This is a genomic window from Paraburkholderia sp. GW821-FHT02A12 (assembly GCF_059422005.1).
The window spans coordinates 228,804-250,986 of the sequence record NZ_JBWKWA010000001.1; the positions used below are offsets into that span (position 1 = coordinate 228,804).

General features: G+C 62.5%; 12 protein-coding genes and 1 pseudogene. 7 read left to right on the top strand and 6 right to left on the bottom strand.

Annotated elements, in window-relative coordinates; genetic code table 11:
* Positions 1-69: 69 nt before the first annotated feature.
* Positions 70-3,645 (bottom strand): DUF6242 domain-containing protein, encoded by a 3,576-nt coding sequence (locus AC07WT_RS01095; RefSeq protein WP_494945747.1) that lies wholly within the window; start codon positions 3,643-3,645, stop codon positions 70-72.
* A 1,505-nt stretch (positions 3,646-5,150) separates the two neighbouring features.
* Here AC07WT_RS01095 and AC07WT_RS01100 point away from each other — a divergent pair.
* The gene (locus tag AC07WT_RS01100) at positions 5,151-5,801 is read left to right on the top strand and encodes a GNAT family N-acetyltransferase (protein ID WP_494945748.1); all 651 of its coding nucleotides are present in this window, start codon (positions 5,151-5,153) and stop codon (positions 5,799-5,801) included.
* A gap of 933 nt (positions 5,802-6,734) precedes the next feature.
* Here the strand turns inward: AC07WT_RS01100 and AC07WT_RS01105 are convergent.
* The 4 genes from AC07WT_RS01105 to AC07WT_RS01120 form a co-directional block, all read right to left on the bottom strand.
* Entirely contained in the window at positions 6,735-9,242 is a 2,508-nt protein-coding gene (locus AC07WT_RS01105) for a P-loop NTPase (protein WP_494945749.1), read from the bottom strand.
* Positions 9,243-9,618: 376 nt separating this feature from the next.
* Positions 9,619-10,749, bottom strand: coding sequence for a site-specific integrase (locus tag AC07WT_RS01110; protein WP_494945750.1), 1,131 nt, complete (start codon positions 10,747-10,749; stop codon positions 9,619-9,621).
* Between the two features lie 384 nt (positions 10,750-11,133).
* Positions 11,134-11,802 (bottom strand): Vgb family protein, encoded by a 669-nt coding sequence (locus AC07WT_RS01115; protein WP_494945751.1) that lies wholly within the window; start codon positions 11,800-11,802, stop codon positions 11,134-11,136.
* 249 nt (positions 11,803-12,051) lie between these two features.
* Positions 12,052-13,272: a helix-turn-helix domain-containing protein gene (locus AC07WT_RS01120; RefSeq protein ID WP_494945752.1), complete on the bottom strand. Its 1,221-nt coding sequence runs from the start codon at positions 13,270-13,272 to the stop codon at positions 12,052-12,054.
* 130 nt (positions 13,273-13,402) lie between these two features.
* On the opposite strand from AC07WT_RS01120, the gene AC07WT_RS01125 reads away from it, so the two are divergent.
* The 5 genes and pseudogenes from AC07WT_RS01125 (at position 13,403) to AC07WT_RS01145 (ending at position 18,575) form a co-directional block, all read left to right on the top strand.
* Positions 13,403-14,170, top strand: coding sequence for a DUF899 domain-containing protein (locus AC07WT_RS01125; RefSeq protein ID WP_494945753.1), 768 nt, complete (start codon positions 13,403-13,405; stop codon positions 14,168-14,170).
* A gap of 8 nt (positions 14,171-14,178) precedes the next feature.
* A complete protein-coding gene (locus AC07WT_RS01130) occupies positions 14,179-15,015 on the top strand; it encodes a DUF2182 domain-containing protein (protein WP_494945754.1) in 837 nt (278 codons plus the stop codon).
* 239 nt (positions 15,016-15,254) lie between these two features.
* Entirely contained in the window at positions 15,255-16,763 is a 1,509-nt protein-coding gene (locus tag AC07WT_RS01135; RefSeq protein WP_494945755.1) for a sensor domain-containing diguanylate cyclase, read from the top strand.
* Positions 16,764-17,035: 272 nt separating this feature from the next.
* Positions 17,036-17,170, top strand: a pseudogene (locus tag AC07WT_RS01140) (methyl-accepting chemotaxis protein); the annotation flags it as partial.
* Positions 17,171-17,267: 97 nt separating this feature from the next.
* Positions 17,268-18,575, top strand: a complete 1,308-nt coding sequence (locus AC07WT_RS01145; protein ID WP_494945756.1) for a solute carrier family 23 protein — start codon at positions 17,268-17,270, stop codon at positions 18,573-18,575.
* Between the two features lie 150 nt (positions 18,576-18,725).
* On the opposite strand, the gene AC07WT_RS01150 is transcribed toward AC07WT_RS01145, so the two are convergent.
* Positions 18,726-20,381, bottom strand: coding sequence for a Na+/H+ antiporter (locus AC07WT_RS01150; RefSeq protein ID WP_494945757.1), 1,656 nt, complete (start codon positions 20,379-20,381; stop codon positions 18,726-18,728).
* 470 nt (positions 20,382-20,851) lie between these two features.
* On the opposite strand from AC07WT_RS01150, the gene AC07WT_RS01155 reads away from it, so the two are divergent.
* Positions 20,852-22,129, top strand: coding sequence for a sensor domain-containing phosphodiesterase (locus AC07WT_RS01155; protein ID WP_492595916.1), 1,278 nt, complete (start codon positions 20,852-20,854; stop codon positions 22,127-22,129).
* Positions 22,130-22,183: the final 54 nt, after the last annotated feature.

Genomic DNA, 22,183 nt, shown 5'->3' on the forward strand with positions numbered 1-22,183 from the left:
GTGGTGTTCGCCTACGAGACCCCGGGAAGCTGAGTGCGCACGCAGCGCACCCAGCCCATAGAGTGTGTGTCAGCCCGCGCCCGGAGGCACCAAGTCGGTGATCGGCGCGTCGATCTCGGTGGCTGCGTCCTCAACGGGCTCGCGCACCTTGCGTGGATGCGGCGCCAGGATCTGCACGCTGTAGGTGCAGCCCCCCACCACCTTCCCGCTGTGGTGGTCGCGCTGCAGCACGCGGAACTGGAAGTTTTCGCCAACCTTGGCCTCTGCCGGCCGCTCGATGGCGATGAACGCGGTGCCCCCCGCGCCGGGCTTCAGCTCCACGCCGCGCAGCTCGGCGACCGAGCCGCGCTCGGCGAGCAACATCGGCTGCCCGGCCGTCTGCTCGAGACGCTCGAGCATCTGGCCCGCCTTGCGGAAGTCGTAGCGGCCGTGGGCCATGAAGCGGCGCAGGTCGACGCGATGGCGCTCTGCCCAGTCCTCGACCACGTCCTTGTCGCGCTCCGCGGTGAAGTTCACCAGCGACTTGTCGAGTCCGTTGGGCAGCACCAGCGTCTTCGGCAGCACCAGCCCGACACGGCCGCCGTAGCCCTGAGTGTCGACGACCAGATCCGTGAGACGTGCCTCCTTGAGGCCGCCGTGCAGGTGGATCTCACCCCACTGCCAGGGCGCCGGCGGTGGCGGCGTGCCCACGAAGGCGACGATGTGCAGGTTCTTCTGCGCTACCTTGCGGTCGGTGATGGTGAGCATGTCTACGTCGGTCTGCGTAGAGGCAAAGGCATCCTGCGACGAGTGCAGCAGCGCCACCAGGCAGTAGTGCGAGTCGCCAGGCAGGCTGGCCGGAGGCGGCAGCATCGTCGACGGCAGCGGGAACTCCACCACCTGGGGGAAGCCGGCGCGCAGGTTGCTGACGCTGCGCACTCCCACAAGGGTGAAGGCCCCACCCACCGCGGTGCCCGCCTGCACGTTGGCGGCGTAGCCCGACGGAAGCGCCGGCAGGTGCGGCGACGCGTCGCAAAGCAGCAGCATCACGTTGACGCTGGTCGCGCTGAAGAAGCCGTGGTTGTGCACCTCGACGTAGACACGATTGGTCACCGTGCCGGAGGCCGGGTCCATGGTGGCGACGCCGCCGCTGCCGTCGACGATGGTGTCGACGAACTGGTAGAAGTCGATCGCGGCGCTCGGCGTCTGGTATCCCGCCGGCGTGGGCACGTCGACCTTGATGTTGGGCGACTCCCAGTGCACCACCACCTGCCCTTGGTTCTCCGGGTCGGGCAGGTAGTCGGACGTGGTGGCACGGGCGAGGTCGAGGTCGGTGTCACGGACGTAAAGCACGACGTCAGCGGGCGCCGGCGCGTCGAGCTTGAGCTCGAAGAGACCGCGTCCGTGCAGCGAGGCACGGAGCATCCGCGAGGCCTGGTGAATCTGCAGGTCGAGCACCGCCGCGTCGGGAAGCCCGCTGGAGAGCACAGACCAGTTGGCCCCACTGTCGCTTGAGCTCCACACGCCGACGTCGCTGCCGACATACAGCGTCGTGGGTGTCGTCGGGTCGACGGCGATGGCGCCGTGTTCGACGTCGAGCAGCGCGGTGGCGGCGCCCGCCGCCGGGCCGCTGCGCTGCGCCCACGCGGTGCCGTCGAAGTGCCAGACGTGCCGGTAGTCGCCGCTGCCACCGAAGCTCAGGTAGACGGAGTTGCCGCTGGCGTCGGCGGTGTCGACGATGATGCTCTTGACGATGCTGGCCAGCGGCAGGGCGCCACCGGCGGCGTTGTCGATCTCCGTGCGCGTCCAGGTGGCCCCGCTCTTGTCGTAGCGGAACACCTTGCCCGACACGGTGCCGACGTACAGTTTGGTGGGCGAGGCGAAGGCCACGGCCGAGACCTTGCTGCCCAGCGCGTCGCCGGCGGCGTTGCTCGGCAGTGATGTCCACGAGCCGCCGAAGTCGGGGCTGAGGTAGGGGCGGTCGCCGCCGAGGGCGATGATGCGCGCGTCGGACGGAGCCGCCGACTGCGGCGCGATGGCCATCGGCGGCGCCATCAGCCCCTGGGTCCACGAATATCCGGGCGGCGCCACGTTGGTGGGGAAGCTGGCGCCTCCGTTGGTGCTGTGTAGCAGCGCGCCGTTCTGGAAGGCCATCATCTCGTAGGGCTCGTTCCAGTTGACCAGACAGGCGCCGCCGTCGCCGCCGGTGACCTGCAGCCAAGCCTCCTCGCCGGTGTAGCGCATGGTGGCGTTGTCCTGGGTGCCGCAGAGGATCACCGCCGGCTGCGTGGGATGCTGGGCGAAGTACTCGGTGGCCATGGTCGCCAGGCCCGTGTTGCGCGGGGTGAAGGTGACCGCTGCCGTCTGCGCGTTGCCGGAGACGTAGGCGCCACCGTCAGTGCCCACCCACAGCGTCGTGGAGTCGCCCGCCGCGTAGACCAGGTCGTGCACATCGCTGTGCGTGCCGCCGATGAAGGTCACGGCGCAGGAGTACGTGCCGCCGCTGACGGAAACGCTGCCGCGCGAGATGTCGACGGTGCTGAAGTAGAGGCGGGTGACGTCGTTGGGGTCGACGGCGAGGCCCAAGGTGTAGCCGCCCTCGGTGCCGGTCCCCGCGCTCATCGCCACCGGGCTCCAGGTGCCGCCGGCGAGCCGGAAAAGGTTGACGACGAATGTCGAGGTATTCTCGGCCAGCGCGTAGACCACGCTGGGATCGGTGCCGCGCATGGCCAGGCTGATGCGGGCCAGGCCGCTGCCCGGGAAGCCGGTACCGGCCGCCGACCAGGTGCTGCCGTCGGGCGAGCTGAAGACGCCACCGGCGCGCGGGGCCGCGACAAACGTCGTCGTCGTGCCGCTGCGCCCGGCGATCACGGCAGTGTGGATGCCGGTGCGCTTCTGCACCCAGTGGTAGCCGCCCGCGCCGTCGGGCTCGCGGCGGTAGAGCCCCGCCGTGGTGGCGCCGACCACGTTCTCGCGGTCGCCGGGGTCGACGGCCAACGCGTAGAAGGCCGCGCCGGCGAGCGGCGGGGACCCCGGCGCTACCGGCTCGACCACCCAGCTGGCGCCGCCGTCGTCGCTGCGTACCGGTCCGACGCCGCGATAGGTGGGCAGCGAGTTGAGGAAGCGCGAGCTGAAGAAGTCGTTGATGTCGCCCTCGCCGGTGCCCACATAGACACGGTCGGGCGCGCTGGGGTCGATGGCAATGGCGCCGCAGCACAGGCTGGTGGCGGCGAACGCGGTGGGGTCGATGTCGAAGCTGTCTTCGTTGGTCAGCCAAGTGGCGCCGCTGTCGTCGCTGCGCCAGACGCCGCCCAGGGCGGTGGCCACGTAGACGCGGCTGCCGCCCGGCGCCACGGCGATGCGGGCGATCCGGCCGCTGACCTGGGCGCGCCGCGCCACCGATGGTCCGATGGGCGTCCAGTTGTTGCCACCGGAGATGCCGGGCTCGGCGGGGACGGCGACGCCGTCGTGGCCGCGCTGCTGCCGGCGCCGCTGGTGGAACTCACGCAGCGCGTCGAGCCAGAAGGTCGGCGGCAGCGGTGCCGCCGCCTCGGCCGTTTCGCCGCGCGCCGTCAGCCGCGAGGTGCGCGACTCCATGAGATGGGCGATCCGCCGTTGGATCCTTGCCTGACGATCGTCGGCCTGCTGGTAGTGTCTCTTGGCCATTGCAGTCTCCTGATTGTTGGTGGGTTCGAGGCCAGCGCCCCCTGTCGCTTCAACGACCAAGCCGGCGCAGATACTTTGGTATCCTATGGAGTATTTCAGTCTCTCTCGGTGCTGGGGAACGATTGCTCCCACACTCCCACAAGCACAGTCGCTAACTGGTAAACGATCATTGAGCCGCTCGTTTCAAACAGAACTGCGCCAAAACGGCCGCCTTGCAAGCAAGGCCGGACACGCCGATAGTGGCGCGGCGCAGGACATCCGCTACCGTTTACGTTTATTCGACGCCTGCCCTCAAGCACAGGCTCGTGAGCGAACGACAGCACGAGCGGGCAGGCGTTGGATAAACCCCGAGCGGTCGGTTGCCGCACACCCGACAAATGTCCGAAAGCTGCACCTAAGCAGCCCTCCCAACTTTCCTAGAACAGGCGCATAATCCGGAAGCCATTTGTCTCCTATTTGAACGTTCGGTTTCCTGTGGATAAACACACGTCGCCCAGACTGGCCCCCGTCGACCGGTTTCTGCCCCACAGTGCGCGTTCTCTACGACCGGTGTTGAAGCAAGGCTGACGTCTGAACGACCGACTCACGAGGCTGGCTAATGACGCCTCCTGGCCGAACCCGGTCCGACGCAGACCTCGAAGGATAGAGGCGCACAGCATTAATGCGAGCGGCATAAACCGACCCTCAATGGACGGTGGACCAGGCGCCACCTAATCGGCAGCTTCCTGATCCGGCGGAGATTCACTCCTTCGAGTCGCTCGGCAGGTCATTGGCCGTTGCGGACATTCATGCGCTAAGTATTGCCGCTGCTCACAATATCCGCTGGCGGTTAACACGCACGGCGGCATCGACCTACCGTTGCCTCGTGACTGTGGGCCTAGAGATTGACCGTCGTTCGACCGAAATACCCCTTTTGCGCAGGATCCTGCGGCCACCGACAATACAACGGCTCCGCAGGTGGCATGGAATTATGGGACCACCGCCATCGCTTCCGGCTGGGTCCGCGTGAGCAGAGAACGGCAGATTGCGCAAGAATGTCAATGCTTACCGGGCCAGATTTCGGCACCACGGTCGGAAACTTGTCCGTGGAGTGGCGAAAAAAGTACTTTTTTTGTGCGTCGCACCAACGTTTTTTACCTTTTCAAGCGCGAAATGGACGGTTGCTAACCTAACCGTCAATACGGATGTTGATTTTTTGCTGTTCAGCCCTTAAATTTCGTGCATCGTTTCCGTTAATGGAAATGGGTGCGCTGAATCCGGCACCAAATCTGCATCGTAGCCGCAGATACATCGTCTGCAGAGAAAGACTAGAAATCATGTCAGCCAAGCCCACTATCAAGTCGACTAAGACCTTGTCAAGCGCTGCCAGCCGAGAGCTGGTGCGTAGCGTCACGTCCGTCCGACTGACTCCGGCGCGACGCGACACCCTGCGCAAGTACGGCGAAGCTGCTAGCGCCGCCTTTGCCGCCCCGTTGCCTCACGGCGTGCGCCGTACAAAGTAACAAGTGCCAGCGGGTACCCAACTCGCGCTACGACGGATCTACGAACTCGACAAAGACATCTTGGCTGACTTTGAGTGCGGCCAAGACGAGCTCGACGTATTTCTGACGGAGAGCGCACATGACTACTCCGACCACGGCCTGACGGAAACCATCGTCGCCTTCGCGGGATCCGACGGTGCGCCGGCTGCTTACTTCAGTTTGTCTGCCGATGGACTGCCACTTCGCAATTCGGAGCTGCTTGAGCTTGGCCTGCCATTCGAATGCTCCATCAACTATTTTCCAGCCGTCAAAATAACCAAGCTTGCAGTGCGCGGCGATATGCAGTCGGCCGGACTTGGGACGGAGCTGATCAAGATCATTGAAGGCTTGGCGTTCAACAACAGTGTCGCCGTTCGCCTCCTGACGGTCGACGCAATAAATGATCCTCGCGCGATAAGCTTTTATCAGCGGCACGGCTTTAAAACAAGTCTGCAGCACGAAATACGACAACAGCGCGTCGACCGCAACCGACCGAACAGGCGCCCAGCCGAACAACAGCCTCATAGCGTACTGATGTACCGGGATCTGTATTCACCTGACGATGACGTGCCACCTGCATCGCTCTGGCCCCGTGCAGCGGGGGCCAGCCAAGTCCTGCCCGACGAGGGCGTCTAATAGTGTTCGCGTTCGCACGAGCGACGGACAACATACACAGAGAATGCTATGGCGCAATACATGTTCGGCCACTTTCTATCGCACATTAATAACATTGCGCTGAACACCCTGCACCCGCCCGGCGCAACCACCCCTTACTCGGGTATCTATCGATGCGAAGTCTGTGGCATTGAGGCAGTTTCTGTTTACGGCCACCCGTTGCCGCCACAGAATCATCACCAGCATCCTGTCGGGGCGGGCCCAATTCAATGGCGTCCGATCGTACTCTCGATGCACCGCTAGTCCGCACGCGAAGCGCACGTTACCCTTCGCAAATGACTCTTCTATGAGTGTGACACCAGACACTCAGCGGTAGAGACTCGGTGCTTATCCACTGGCTGTTCCTGGCCGGCTGTTGCCGGACGCGGACGGCAGAGTTCGACCCATAGGCGACCTGCGCCTCGCGCGATAGCGGCCATTTAAATTGGTGCTCGAGCAGCATCGGGCCCGTGATCGCAGGCATGGCCCTTAAAATCCCAGAGAAGCCAATTCGAGTTCGTCGACGAATGCGTCGACAATGCTGATTGAATTGTCCTCGGTAACGGGGGGCATCGTGATATTCCGGCAGCAGCTGACGAAGTCCGCACGTTCGATAAATCGCACCACCTTTAGTCATCAATGCTGTCACAGGATTGGTTGGAAGCAAGTCTTCCCGGTCACATGAGAAGAAGTCACTTCAAAGTAGTCCGCGTGAAGCGGATGATCGCGGCGTCGATTCAATGAAGGACCGCTTCTGGCCGCGTCCTGCCCGTATCGGGTCGACAATCGTCGACCCGATACGGTCCCTCAGCGTCCGCACAAGCGGCCATTCAAAAATTCCGTAATGTTTGCCAAGGCATGCTTTGACGAGGGAAGATGCCCCGTCGTAGCCGGCACTAATACAGGCGCGTAGTATTAGCCCGATTGCGACGATTGCTGCATTCTTAGCCTCTCCTTGATGTCGAATCCTTCTAGTTCGCGCACGCGCTGTTGTCCCCACCACGTTGAGAAAGCGGACGAATCTTTTGCGCGCTGCAGCCATACGCGGAAAAGTTCGAGAATGGGCTCGAATTCGGTATCTGAGGGTTTAAGTTTGTGCAAAATTTGTTTCGTTGCGGCGAAGAAGCTTACGTATGGGTGCTCGTATGAGGTGCCATTCTCGACGGCTAGATTGCAAGCAGTGGTTAATGCCTCTTCGGCTTCGAAGAAGTACTTCAATGCTTCCATCCGGTTCTTCTCGAATAGGTTCAGGCAGTGGCGCATGCATATTGTGCCTAAGCTCGTGTAGGCAAAAGCGTGATGCTCGAGCGAAATCGCCTTCTGCGAATACGAATACGCCTTGGGAAAGTGGCTTTTGACGCGGGATTCAAGCAGGGCCCGTTGATCCCAATAGCGGGAACTCCACCCGAGGTAGGGTTCGTGCTCTTCGTAGAAATCCAAGGCTTTGCTGCCAATGCTCTTCGACACGTTCTCTTGGTCGAGCACCTCGCGAAGGATAAGATGCTCGATGCCTTTTGCGCGAATTACCGCCGGATTGACGAGCGGCGCTAGTGCGGCGACGATCGCCGACATTGCGTCGTAGCGCTCTTGCTCCGTGAAGAAGTCTGTCCAAGCATATTCACTCAAAATTCGGTGGCGCAAGCGAAGCCCTCTGGGTTCGCGAACGAGAATGCCTTCAGCTTTTAGCTGATCGGTAATCAGATTGCCGACTTTATTGAAATGCAAACCGCTTGCCATGAGCGTCACTCGCATGGGAAGAGAAAACCCAAACCGATGGACACAGACAATTCGAGCAAGAAGCGTTTTCAATTCGCCGGTCGACATCGCAGCGAGCACAATCTTTCGCACCCGTTGCCGAAGCGGCTCTGAAAACTCGATGTATGAAACGGCTTCTAACAGCTCCGATCCACATCTCTCCTTGAGGTCTCGAATAATTTCGGAGTCTTTTTTTTCAATGTGCTTCCCTAGTCTTGAGGCAATCCGGCGTTTTTGAACAAAATGAGCTGCATCGCGGTGAGGCAGGGCACCAAGTTTGAATTCATGACGGAACTCATCCGCGACATCAATCCGGAAACCACGGACCCTAGCGCTGCGAAGGGTTAGAAAGATCCTTGCGGCCTTCCCTGATGCCTTGCTGTACTTAAGCACTTTTCCGATCGCTTCGAGGTAGTTTGACGCATCATCAACGAACAAGATCGCCCGTTCATCCTCCGAAAGATAATCGGTGACGATATCCGCGTTTAGGCCCTCTTCATGACGAAACCAGAAGGGTTTAAAGCCCTTAGTCAGAGCGAGCCGGGCCAAGCGAAACAGCCCCACTGTTTTTCCAGAGACACGATCTCCATGCAAAAGAACCGCATAACGCTCGGACGGCCGGTCGAGCATAGCGGACGCATTTTCAGTTGCAGTAAACGTTGTGTCCAGATTGTCGAGGATATCCTTCCAGGTAGGTTCGTCACCACCGTAGAAGTCTGTGCCCTCAATCGCGCTGGTCGAGCCGTCACGGATGTCCAGTCGGCGGAACTCAGCGAGAAAACGTTCGTAAGTACCAGGTTTCAGACGTGATGCAACCGCGTCGGCAGTCTTTTTGTATTCGCCGAGCTCTCTGAGAACCACCGCAAAAAACTCGTCTAATGGGCATACGATAGGCACGAGGTTGAAGCGTCGCATGCGATCTTTTTGTGCGTCGTCAAGCGAGAACGACACCATAAATGACGGAAAACCGTTCGCGCGCGAGAGATTTTTTGTTCGAATCGCATCCGCTAGATCAACTTCCTCGGCAAGGCTAGCGCCGCACACGATGAATGGCTTTTCAATGTAGTGCGTCCGAAAGCTTGTATGCCATTGCTGAGGCGAGCGCGTAGCCTGTGCGTACTCGGGTATAGAAAACACGAGTCCGTCCAATTGCCGCCCCAAATCGCGCGCGCGCCCGTGCAGATGCACGATTTGCAAAGCATCGGGCGTGGCGTCGAGTGGTTCAACTTTCTCCTTCCAGTCGCGGCTCGCAAGCTTCTTGAAAACGTATTTGGAGTCGCCCTTGTCGAACGCGTTATCTAGGACATCGTCTATATTGAACGTCCATATACGCTCCCAGTGGATTTGGAAGAGTAGATGTTGCCAAGTTGGCTGGCATCCGACGAACCGCGAGCGTAACCAGCTACGAAGCCCCGACTTGTTTGTGCTTTCAGCTTCTTCGTACGTGAGTGGTAGTTTTTCGGCCTCGGTGGCATTCAGTCCAAGTTTGAACTGTGCGTTGATCTGAGTTGATAAAGTGGCCCCATCCCTTAATTCCTGACCATCGCCGCCCGCGCATCCGTAGCTCGCACCCGCCCCGAGAAGCAAGTTGTATTTCCCTTCGTGCAATCCGCTCAGAAGACGGTTTCGGTCCTCCTGTGAGATCCCAAGCTCGATTAGCGTTTTCATCGAATTCCCCGTGTGCAATCTATTGGCAGCCAATATTTAAGAGTCAATTGCTATCGCTTGCGCCGAACTGCCGAAACGGAATGCATCGGAATGATGTTAGCCGTTGGCCTAGCTCTCGGGTGTTCATTGTCAACGATCCCGATGCAGCCGTCGACTGGCCACGTCTGGCGCGAACTGAGTCGGATCCCGCTTTGTTCCGCAATTCGCGGAACTGAAAATTTCACGTTGCAATGCCAGCCCCTTCGCGTGGACGACTGATTGATTACGGGTTTGCTTGCGATCCACGAACAGCTCTTTGATCGAATCGGCGCATTGAAGGCGATTGCTGTTGCGGGTATTTCCGGGGTCTTGACCTACTGCAATCTGCTGAGGCGGGTTACGCCAACCTCTTTGCTAGGTCCTCGGCACGTGGGTGGTAGTAACGCATCAACATGCGCGGGTCTTTGTGGCCCGTTATCTTTGTCAGCTCGTGCAGGGGAAAGATCGACGCCAAGCGGGAAGTCGCCTCGTGTCGTAAGTCGTGAAAGCGAAGGTCCGTCAGGAACTTTCCATCCGGCTTCAGCTTGGCCGCCCTGCATTCGTCGACGTAAGTCTTGCGGGCGCGCGCCACTGCACGCTCGAAGGCTCTAGTAACGGCGTCGCTGCGAATCTCGAACACGCGGCCGGCGTCGTCCTCGCTGCCTTCGGTCGTATGATCCTTAACGTCATTCTGTGTGTCTTTGAGCGCCTGAAGGACCGCAACGGCGCGCGAAGACAGTGGCACGTCGCGAGCCTCTCCGTTTTTCGTCGACGGGAGATGAACGACGCAGCGATTGAGGTCCACGTGCACCCACAACAGCGATACGATCTCGCCCCGGCGCATCGCCGTTTCGACGGCGAGCCAGATGATGGACGGCAGTAGTGCCGAGCCGCTAGCCCTCACTGCGCGTTCAAGCTCGCCGTCTTGCGCGCCGCGTTCCGAATCGCGTTCGTCTCCGCCTAGCGTACCGACAAGTCCGTCGCTGACAGCAATGCGCCGAGTGCGCGCGTTGTTGGGCTGTGGCTTCCGCACCAGCTCGATCGGATTCGAAAGGCTCTCCATGCCCCATTCTTTGCGGGCGATGTTGAACACGTGGGATAGGACCGCCAAGCGACGAAGTACTGTCGCTGGCTTGTAGTCCTTCAGCCATTCGTCGCGGAGCTTCGCTATGTCTGCGCTGCGGATCGTGGCTAGCGGTCGCTTTGCCAAGTCGACTGCCCGGCAGGTCTTGATGACGGAAAACTCCTGCGCCGCTCCCTTCTTTGACAGCGAGACGTCTTCCTCGTAGCGTCTCAGAGCCTCATAAAGCGTTGTCGCCTCGGCCTCGCTGCGGCTGACCCATACGCCGCGCGACATCTCCGATTCGATCATATTGGCCCAAGCTTCCGCTTCGGCCTTGGTAGTAAAGGTCTTGCTTTGCGCGGGGTAGCTGCGCCGGCGCACCTGCGCCTCCCATTGGTACTGCCCACGCTTTCGGATGGTCGGCATTTCTCGGTGCTCGCTTGAACGGAGTGTGGCAGCATTGTGGCAAATAATCGAGAAAGACGCCATGAGCTCCGTATTTAATGGGGGGGGTTTTGCATTCGCAATGCGAAGGTCGGGAGTTCGATCCTCCTCCTCCCAATAGGATTTTTACGTGTGAATCAGGCGCCATACTTTTGCTGCAAGTGCAACGATATGCCTGACTAACAAAGAGCAAGAATATGCTGTACAACAAAGCCGACCTAGCGTCGGCTTTGTTGTTTCTGGGACGGATCCAGGCCACGCCATCATCGAGACCGCGAAGTTGAGCGGCCTCGACCTCTCCGCCTACCTGATTGATCCGTTCGGCCGCTTCGCATACTTGTTGCTTACGTGCCTCTCATTCGCCAACTACTTGCTCGTGGCGTCGACGGGAATCTCGGCATCTCGCCTGGGCCTGCGCACGGCTCTCACCTTCCCGCTGCTTCCCCCTCCGCAAAAGAACTGATCGCCGCCATCGGACTCGAGTCCCGACACGCCTATTCCGGCCGGCATATCGAGCCTCTCGAGGACCTCTCCCGTGCGAGAATCGACTCGCCTCAACTCGCTCTCATCACCTTCCCAGGTGCCGTGCCAGAGTTCTCCGTCGACCCAGGTAACCCCGGTGACGAAGCGATTGGATTCGATGGTGCGAAGAATCGCCCCTGTCTGGGGATCGATCTGATGGATCTTCCGGTCCCGATACTGCCCCACCCAGAGCGTCCCTTCGGCCCACGCGAGCCCCGAGTCAGCGCCACCGCCGGGCGCCGGGATCGTCGCGAGCACATGGCCGGTCGTCGGATCGATCTTCTGGATGCAATCCTCGACGATCTGAAACAGGTGCTGGCCGTCGAAGGCCGTTCCGGCATGCGCGGCGACATCGATCGAGCGCAGCGTTTTCCCGCTCGCCGGATCGAGGGCGTTCAGCTTGTCTCCGGTAGCAAACCAGACTTGCTGACCGTCGTACGTGACCCCACCCACCTGGTCGACACCCGGAAAGGGTCCATATTCACGGACGATTTTGGCTGCGGATCGATTCATGCTTCCATCCTGGTTATCCTCGAGAAAACACCGGGCCGCCCAAAGTTTTCCGCCCCGAAGGAAGTCCCCCGCCCCGCAGGAAGTCACCCTCCCCGAAGGAAGTCCCCCGCCCCGAAGGAAGTCCCCTTGGGGGATAGGGGGATAGGGGGATAGGGGGATAGGGGGATTGGGGGATCGTCCGCCTCGGCGGGCCTGGCGCGAAGCGGCAGGTTTGGGGGCGCCTGGTAGTGGACGATTGTTGCTTCCATCCTAGTCGGTCGGCAGTGAAACGGGGAGTAACAAGGTCGTCGTGAATCCCGGCACGGGCGGGGTCATCCAGCGGAGCGCTCGCCCGTGGCCAAACGACTGCACCTTGCCTGCCGCCGCAAGCGAGTCGAGTGCCCGCTGCACGGTGCGCTGGCTGGCGCCAAGCGCAAGCGCGAGAGCCGAACTCGACCACGACTCGCCGTCGGCGAGGAAGGCGAGCATCGCCGCATGCTTGTCTTCGACGGGCCGCGCCAGCACCACAACCTCGGGTGCGTCGCGCGGCACCAGCGCAAACCCTCGCGTCGTCGCGCTCACGCCGGCCAGCGTCCCGAGCACCCTGCGAAGCCGCCCGACTTCGACTCGCAAGCGCGCGCGATGCGATTCATCAGCGTGTTTCGCCCGGAATGCCCGCGCGACGAGCGCGTCCCTCGGCACGTCTGACGGCCACGCTTCGCCCAGCGCGCGTGCCAGCGCGAACAACACCGGACGCCTCGCGAGCGAGACCACCGTGCCCGCGTCGCGTACGACATGGCGGCACGCGTCCACGACGAGCACCTTCGACGCCAGTAACGCTTCAACCTCGTCGAGCAGCAGGAGCCGCTCCTCGCCGCGCGCAATCAGGCGCGCCGCGGGCGTGTTCAGGACGTGGGATGCGCTTTCGACTTCCGCGGTCAGCGCCGGGATTCCCGCGTGGCGCGCGGCGTGCTCGGCCCGGGCGAGCGCGGCGCGCGCCGACTTCGTCCGGAGGCGCCGCATGGCGATCCCGGCGACGACCAGTTCGTGGGCGGCCCGCGACGCGGGCGGGAAGGGCGCGGGGTCGAGTTCGGCGAGCGTACGCTCGGCTTCATCGAGGTGCCCGATCAGGAGGAGACGCCGGACCTCGAGATACCGCGCGTGCGCGGCGTTCACCCGGTCGCCGTGGGCTTCGAGCGTCGCCCGCGCGGCGTCGAGCGCCTTCGCTGGCCAGCTCAGGTCGCGCGAGACGAGTGCGATCTCGGCCTCGGCGACGATGCACCTCGCGCGGGCCACGGCTTCTTTCGGACCGAAGGCGCGCGCCGCACTTCGCAAGAGCGCCTTCGCCCGAACGAGATCGCCGAGCTGGGCCATCGCGATGCCGCGAAGCGCGAGCGCCGGTGCGTCGTCGCGCAAGGCAACCCGCTTCAGCGCGCCGAGGGGATCCCCCGCCGCGAGCGCGCGCGCCGCGGCCGTGACTAGCGAGTCCATGGTCTATTTGAATCCCGCCACATTTGTCACTCCCACCGTTCGAAGTCCGGAACTAATCTAGCACGACCACCAACCAGCACGTCGTATCGGGAGCTGGACGAACGACGAGGAACACCCGACGGAGGGAAGCATGACGACGACACATATGACCGGCACACGTGAAGAGTGGCTGGCTGCGCGGCTCGATCTGCTCAAGGCGGAGAAGGAGCTCACGCGGAAGGGCGACGAGCTGGCGCGTCAGCGGCAGGCGCTGCCCTGGGTTCGAATCGACAAGGCGTACCGATTCGAGACCGATGAAGGGGGCGCGTCGCTGCCGGACCTTTTCAGAGGACGCTCACAGCTTCTCGTCTACCACTTCATGTTCGGGCCCGACTACACGGCGGGGTGCCCGTCCTGCTCGTCGATTGCGGACGGGTTCAATGGCATTGCCGTGCACCTGGCGAACCACGACGTCATGCTGATGGCGGTGTCGCGGGCGCCGCTTGCAAAGCTGCAGACTTACAGGCGCCGGATGGGGTGGACGTTTCCGTGGGCGTCCTCGCACGGCAGCGACTTCAACTTCGACTTCAACATTTCGTTCACCGAGGAGCAGCAGCGCGAGGGACGCGTCGAATACAACTACGAGCGCGGCGGCCACGCGATGGACGCGACACCGGCGCCGGAGCCCGTCGCCCAGTTCGCGGCCACCTGCGGAACCGACGCGTCCACGTACGCTCGCGACCGGCCGGGATTGAGCGCGTTCGTGCTCGAGGACGGCGTGGTCTACCACACGTATTCCACCTACGCGCGCGGCGTGGACGGCATCTGGGGCATGTACCAGTGGCTCGACCGCGCGCCCAAGGGGCGCAACGAGACGGGCATCTGGTGGCGCCGTCACGACGAGTACAACCAGCGCTGAGCAGGGTCATGAGTGACGTTGGCGCAACCGGGGCACGGGATTTCTCGCGACGCGCGGTTTCCGGGCGGGCTTCCCGGCGAGCCTTCTTCGGCGTCTCGGCGCTGCTTTTCGCCGCCAGCGCGGCGGCGACGATTGTCGGGTGCGCGGCCATGTCGGCGATGGGTGAGATGCCGATGCCCGGCGGCTGGACGATGTCGATGGCGTGGCTGCGGATGTGCGGGCAGACGTGGCCCGGTGTCGCGGCGTCGTTCCTCGGCATGTGGGGCGTGATGATGGTGGCGATGATGCTGCCATCCCTCGCGCCCACGCTGTGGCGCTATCGCCAGGCGGTCGGCAGAACGGGCGAGACGCGCCTCGCCTGGCTGACTGTTCTGGTGGGCGTGGGCTATTTCTTCGTGTGGACCGTGTTCGGCGTGGCCGCCTTTGCGCTGGGCGCCGCGCTGGCGGCTGTCGAGATGCAGCTGCCCGCGCTGGCGCGGGTCGTTCCGATCGTGGCCGGTGTGCTTGTTTTGAGCGCTGGCGCGCTGCAATTCACCGCCTGGAAGGCCCGCCACCTTGCGTGCTGCCGGGAGGCGCCGGGGTGCGGTCGTACGTTGCCGGCGGACGCCGGTGCTGCCTGGCGACACGGCCTGCGTCTGGGGCTGCACTGCAGCTACTGTTGCGCAGGCTTGACGGCGATCCTTTTCGTCACTGGAGTCATGGACCCGCGCGCGATGGCGGTCGTGACGGCAGCTATTACCGTCGAACGTTTCGCACCGGACGGGGAGCGCGTCGCGCGAGGCGTCGGCGTTGCCGTCGTTGCGGCAGGATTGTGCCTGATCGTGCGAGGGGCTCTCGCGCAATAAACGGTAGCGGCGCCGTGTAATCAGCGTTCTCGTACATTCCGCGCGCAGATCGATACCAACTTCTACCGCGTCGTCAACGTGACGGCGCGCGGCAAGGTCGCGAAAATCTCTGTCTTTTCGATCGTTCGACGTGCCCTGGCGTCTGGTAGGCTACCGTCTTTACAGACACGCGCCTTCAGCTGCAGACGCGGCCAACCTCACCACGCGCGTGGGTCAGCGCATGCTCGAACGATAAGACCATGATGACGCGTCGACCGAACATCCTGATTGCCATCAGTATCGTGCTGGCCAGCGCGATACTCGCGATCGCGGTGTGGGTGCTGGCGCAGATGCGCGATGACGCGTTGCGGCGCGCCCAGGATTCGGTCTTCAACGTCTCGCTGCTGGTCGAGCGCGATGTGTCGCGCAATCTGGAAATCTACGATCTGTCGCTGCGCGCGGTGATCCAGGGTTTGAAACAGCCCGGCGTCCTGAACCTGCCGCCCGAGATCCGCCAGATGGTCCTGTTCGACGGCTCGGCCAGCGCGAAAGACATGGGCTCGATCCTCGTCACCAACGAAACCGGCGACATCGTGTTCGACTCGCGTGCGAGTCCGCCGCGCAAGATCAACCTTGAGGACCGCGACTACTTCAAGGTTCAGCGTGACTCTCCCAACGTCGGCCTGTACGTGAGCCGTCCGTTCATGCCGAAGGTGCCCGGCACAGACATCAGCATCGCGTTGAGCCGGCGTCTTTCGCGTCCGGATGGCAGCTTTGCCGGTGTGGTGGTCGGCACGATGCGCCTCACTTACTTCCGGCGTCTGTTCGCCGGCATGAATCTCGGTGCGGGCGGCTCGATGGCGTTGATGCTGGCCGACGGCACGATGCTGATGCGCCGTCCGTACGATCCGAAAATCATCGGCCGCAATCTCACCGGAACAGCGAACTACACGCGCTTCACCCAGCAGCCGAGCGGGGAATTCTTCGGCACGGCGGCGATCGACGGAGTCGAGCGCTGGTATGCGTTCCGCCATATCGACGTCTATCCGCTGATTCTCGACGTTGCGCTGTCCACGCGGGACATCTACGTGGAATGGCGGCATCGCGCGTGGATCATCGGCTCGCTGATCGCCGCGCTCGATCTGACCATCATCGCGCTGGCCGTGCTGTTCTCGCAGCAATTGCGGCAGCGCCTTGCGGCCGAAGCCGAATTGCGCGTGCTGGCGCGCACTGACGGGCTGACCGGGCTGAACAATCGCCGCAACTTCGAGGAACATGCCGAAGAAGAGTGGCTCCGCGCGCAACGCAGCGCGTGGCCGCTGTCGGCGCTGTTGATCGACGTGGACAGCTTCAAAGGCTTCAACGACCTGTACGGCCATTCGGCGGGCGACGAAGCGTTGATCGGCGTGGCGCGCTGCATTGCGCAGAACGTGCGGCGCCCGGGCGACACGGCAGCGCGCTACGGCGGCGAAGAGTTCGCCGTGCTGCTGCCGGATACCGACGAACTCGGCGCGGAGCGTATCGCCGAGCAGATTCGCGCCGCGGTGCAGGCGCTTCAACTACGGCACGTCGCCAGCTCTCACCATGTGCTGACCGTCAGCATCGGTATCGCCAGCACCAAAGGTCACACCTTCGCGACGAGCCACGCGCTGGTCGACGCCGCCGACGAGGCGCTCTACGAAGCCAAAGATGCGGGCCGAAATCGTGTGATGCGTTATCCGGCGGCACGTGCGGATAGCGGCACGTTAGTCGAGCAACCCCACCGATAAGCTGGGCGCCTCATCGGCGAGCGGCCTTTAAATTTCAGGCTTGCCGCCCACGCCTTTATCACGCTTGCGTAGTTTCAAACGGCAGTCCCATCCCGGCGACGACAAAACGAATGGACAAAAAAAACCGCTCACGCCGGGGAGCGTGAGCGGAAAGTCGGAGAGTTACAACAACATCGATCGCATGCGCTTACTCATGGGTTACTCATGGGATGTGAACGCAGCAAGAGAAAGTCTAAGAGTCCGGCTGCATCGCATATATCAGACAACTCCCAATTCCTGCGCGCGGCAGCAGCCCCGTCGGCGGCGTGGTGGACACGATGCATGAATTGGCGGCCGGTTCGAAGCGGATGACCGACATCATTGCGGTGATCGAAGGCATCGCGTTCCAGACCAACATCCTCGCCTTGCCAGGGCTATTGGCACTCCGTACACTCGCGCGTAATTCGCAGTCGGCGCCGTTTTCCGGCGCCGTCCACATCACGCCGACAGAGGAGAACCCCCGCCATGGCCGATTCCTATTTCCCCCGCTGGCGCGCCCAGCCGAATGCTGCTGAAGGCCGGATCGTCGGCACGGACGAGCGGCTCGCGTGGCCGCAGATGTTCGCGATGGGCGTTCAGCACGTGGTCGCGATGTTCGGCTCGACCGTGCTCGCGCCGCTGCTGATGGGTTTCGATCCGAATCTGTGCATCTTCATGTCGGGGATCGGCACGTTGCTGTTCTTCGTGCTGGTGGGCGGCCGCGTGCCGAGCTATCTCGGTTCGAGTTTCTCGTTCATCGGACTGGTGATCGCGGTGACTGGGTACGCCGGTCACGGCCCCAATATGAACATTCCGGTAGCGTTGGGCGGGATCGTCGCGTGCGGCGCGGTGTACGCGATCATCGGGCTGATCGTATCGGCGGTGGGTACCCGGTGGATCGAAACGCTGATGCCGCCGGTCGTGACTGGGGCGATCGTCTGCGTGATCGGGCTGAATCTTGCGCCGATCGCGGTGCACGGCGTGAGCGGCAGCAACTTCGATTCGTGGATGGCGCTGGTGACGGTGCTGTGTGTCGGCGCGGTGGCCGTGTTCGCGCGCGGCATGTTGCAGCGCCTCCTGATTCTGGTTGGCTTGCTGATGGCGTATGTGATTTACGCGATCGTGACGAACGGGCTCGGCATGGGTAAGCCGGTTGACTTCTCGATTGTCGCGAATGCTGCGTGGTTCGGTATGCCGCATTTCACGGCGCCTGTTTTCAACGTGCAGGCGATGACCCTGCTGGCGCCGATCGCGGTGATCCTCGTTGCTGAGAATCTTGGGCATATCAAGGCGGTGAGCGCGATGACCGGGCAGAACCTTGACCGCTATGTGGGGCGTGCTTTTCTCGGCGATGGACTCGCGACGGTCGTTTCTGGTCTTGCCGGCGGCACGGGGGTGACCACGTATGCCGAGAACATTGGCGTGATGGCCGTAACCAGGATCTATTCGACGCTGGTGTTTGTGATCGCGGCGCTCATTGCGTTGGTTCTTGGCTTTTCGCCGAAGTTCGGCGCGGTGATCCAGACGATTCCCGGGCCCGTGCTCGGCGGGGTGTCGATTGTCGTGTTTGGGTTGATTGCCGTGACCGGTGCGAGGATCTGGGTCGTCAACAGGGTTGATTTTTCCGACAATCGGAATTTGATTGTTGCGGCGGTGACGCTTGTGCTTGGAGCTGGGGATTTTTCGCTGAAGCTTGGTGGGTTTGGGTTAGGCGGTATCGGTACCGCTACCTTTGGGGCCATTATTTTGTATGCGCTTCTTCGTCGGAAGCCCGTGCAACAGCCTTCTGTTTGAGCTTTTTTCGCCTTCGCGGCGCGATTGGACGCATGCCTGCGGCGTTGGCCTTTCCTTGCTGATAAAAGAAAGGCCAACGGCCCCAGGTGTAAAGAAAAACGCGAGCCGCAAGCAGAAAAACCAATCAGCGCCTGCGGCGAAAAAAACCAATCACCGTCCTCGACTAGTCAGAGCGGTCTCCAACAAGTCGACCTCCCGCATCAATTTATTCAAAGTCTCATCATTGATTTCCTGCGTATTCCGCAGTGCCAACAGCGCCTTCCTTTCCGCTCTCATCGCGGCCAGCTTCATCCGGAATTCAAGCGCATCGGCCCGCCGCGCCAATTCGCGCGGCTCCTGTTCATCTCCAAGCGTAGCGAGCCGTCGCCGGTACAAATCCATCACCCTCGCGGTGACATCCGCCGCATACGCCGATGCGGATTCGTCAAGATCCGCACACTCGGCGTCGTGCAACTCGTCAACCGCGCGAATCGCAGCTTGCGCCGCAAGTGTCCGCGCCAGCGCCTCTTCCGCAGCATGCGGGTCCTTCCCCTTGCGCCAGCCTCGCAACAACAGCGGCAACGCCACCACCGCCACCAGCAGCGAAGTCAGGATCACGCCCGACGCGATGAAAATCGCCAGATCCCGTCCCGGCAGCGGCGTGCCGCCCGGCAATACTTCCGGCAACGACAGCACGCCCGCCAGCGTCACTGCGCCACGCACGCCCGCCACCGTCGTGACCGTCACCGTGCGTAGCCCCGGCACCGCATTCGTCATGCCGTGCTTCGCCGCGCCGCGGCTCGCGAACCAGCGCAGCAGCCATACCCAGACGAAACGCATCGCATAGAGCGCGATCGCCACCGCAGCGATGTAGCCGATCAGCAGCCACACCTGCGTGTCGCTGGTCTCGTGCGCGTCGAGCAACGCCCGGCCCAGAATGTGCGGAAACTGCAGCCCCAACAGAATGAACACCATGCCGTTGAAGACGAACTCGATCATCGTCCACGTGCTGGCGGCGCGCACACGCGACGCAACCGCTCCGGCGCGCGCAATGCTCGCGTAGTTCATCATCATGCCGGCGGCGACCGCGGCCAGAATGCCCGACAGCTCGAAGCGCTCGGCAATCAGATACGCGGTGAACGGAATCAGCAGCGTCATCACTACGCCGGGCGCCGGATCGCCTTCTTCGGTGACGCTCAGAAAACGCGCCGACACGATGCTGAACAACCAGCTCACCGCGGCACCGGTCGCCAGACCGCCCACCGCGATGATCACGAAGCTGATCGACGCGTCGCGCAGCGAAAACACGCCGGTCAGCGCAGCAGCAATCGCAAACTTCAAGGCGACAAGGCCCGACGCGTCGTTCATCAGCGCTTCGCCTTCGAGGATGTGCATCAGCCGCCCGGGAATCCTGCCCTTGCCGACGATACCGGCGAGCGCAACCGCGTCCGTCGGCGAGAGCACGGCGGCAAGCGCGAACGCGACCGGCAACGGAATCGAGGGCGCCAGCGCATGCACGAAATAGCCGACCACCAGCACCGTCATGAAAACCAGCCCGAGCGCGAGCATCAGGATCGCGCGGCGCGCCATGAACAATTCGCGCTTGGGGATGCGCCAACCGTCCGCGAACAGTAGCGGCGGAATGAACAGCATCATGAAGATTTCCGGATCGAAGGTGACGTGCAGGCCGAGTCTCGGCCATGCGAGCAGTGCGCCGATCGCGATCTGTACGAGCGGCAGCGGTAACGCAAACGGCAGCACCCGGGTGACGATGCCGGAAGCGGCGACAGCCAGCAAGAGAATCAGTACAGTAAAGACAATTTCCATCGGTCTATTTCTGGAGATATAACGGTGTTCCCTCTGTCATCGTGGACGATGACGCCGCGTTTCAATCACGAGAAGCAAGGGAGCTACAAGCGAGGTCCAAGCGAGGTACAAGCGAGGTACAAGCGGGTCCAAGCGGGTCCAAGCGAGATACAAGGAAAGCGCAAGCGAACCACAAGGCCGAAGTTTAGCCTGACCACGCTCGCCGCCATCGTCAGACGGGCAACGCGCCGGCCGTACCGGCACAAGCGCCTCAAAAAAAGGCAACGCACCGTAACGGTGCGCGTCGCGCCCACACTCGACGCATGAACTCTTCTGCCGGTGCAATCTTTCATGCGAATTTCATTCGAATGCGCGGCAGCGTGCGCATGGAGCTTGCTTAAGCAATATCGATGACGCACATTTTGAGAAACGGCGCCGAGGTTGTTCGCTTTCGCGTTCGGACCGGCCCGGCTCTCGCGTGAGAGGATTGCATGACGATTGCGCAACAGGAAAGAACGGCCGCCGTGCCGCATGGCTTCGAGGTCGAGGTGACCTCGGGGCTCGAACGCTTCTCCGTGCAGCACGGCGAGCTGACATTGACCAGCGTGTTTCAACCGATCTTCAGCCTGTCGCATATGCGGGCGGTCGGTTACGAGGGCTTGCTGCGCGCACACGACGCGCTGGACCGGCCCGTGTCGCCGCTCGACGTATTCGGCGAGGCCGCGCGGCTGGGCGACGTTCTTCAAGTGGACCGGCTGGCCCAGACGCTGCATCTGGAAAACTTCAAGGTGCTCGGCGCCGAGCGGGAATGGCTGTTCCTGAATGTCCATCCCGGCGCGCTCACCGATCCGTATCACTCCGCCGCATTGCTGGCGAATCTGCGCCGGCTCGATTTGCCGCCGCGGCGCGTCGTGCTCGAAGTGCTCGAACAACGCGCGGAAGACCTCGAACGCCTCGCCGATGCAGTGCGCCAGTTCCGCGAGCGCGGCTTCCTGATCGCGCTCGACGATTTCGGCGCGGGCCATTCGAACGTCGAGCGGATCTGGCAATTGAATCCCGATATCGTGAAGCTCGACCGCATCATGCTGTCGCATGCCGCGCACCGTCCCGATATGGCGACGATTCTGCCGGGGCTGGTCGCGCTGCTGCACGAGGCGGGCAAGCTGGTGCTGATCGAAGGCGTCGAAACGGAGCATGAAGCGCAGATGGCGCTCGCCTGCGACGCCGACTTCGTGCAGGGCTTTTTCTTCGGCCGTCCGAATCCGGGCGCGGCCGACGCGCCGCACGCGGCGGCCTGCATCGGTGAGCTCACCGATCGTTACCGGGATCAGACCGAAGCGCGCGAGCGCCGCAACACGAGCCGTCTCGCGCCGTATTTGCGCGCGTTCGAACGCGCCGCGGAACGGCTGGCCGCCGGCGAACCGCTCGAGGAAGTGTGCTGGAATTTTCTCGCGCTCGATCACGCCGCGCGCTGTTTTCTGCTCGACGCGAAAGGCAGGCAGGCGGGCCGCAACGTCGTGCTGCGCGCCGATCGCGCGGCGCCCGAAACGCGCTTTCTGCCGCTCGCCGATGCGCAAGGGGCGAACTGGCTGCGCCGTCCGTATTTTCGTGCGGCGATCAATGCGCCGGAACGCGTGCATGTCACGCGTCCGTATCTGTCGATCAACGAGGCGCTGCCGTGCGTGACGCTATCGGTGGCGACGCGTGTCGGCGAGCAGACTTGCGTGCTGTGCGGCGATATTGACTGGGTCGACGAAGAGCGGTTCTGAAAAAAATGCCGCTTCGGGGTTCATCCCGAAGCGGCATTTTTCGATCCACGTGCG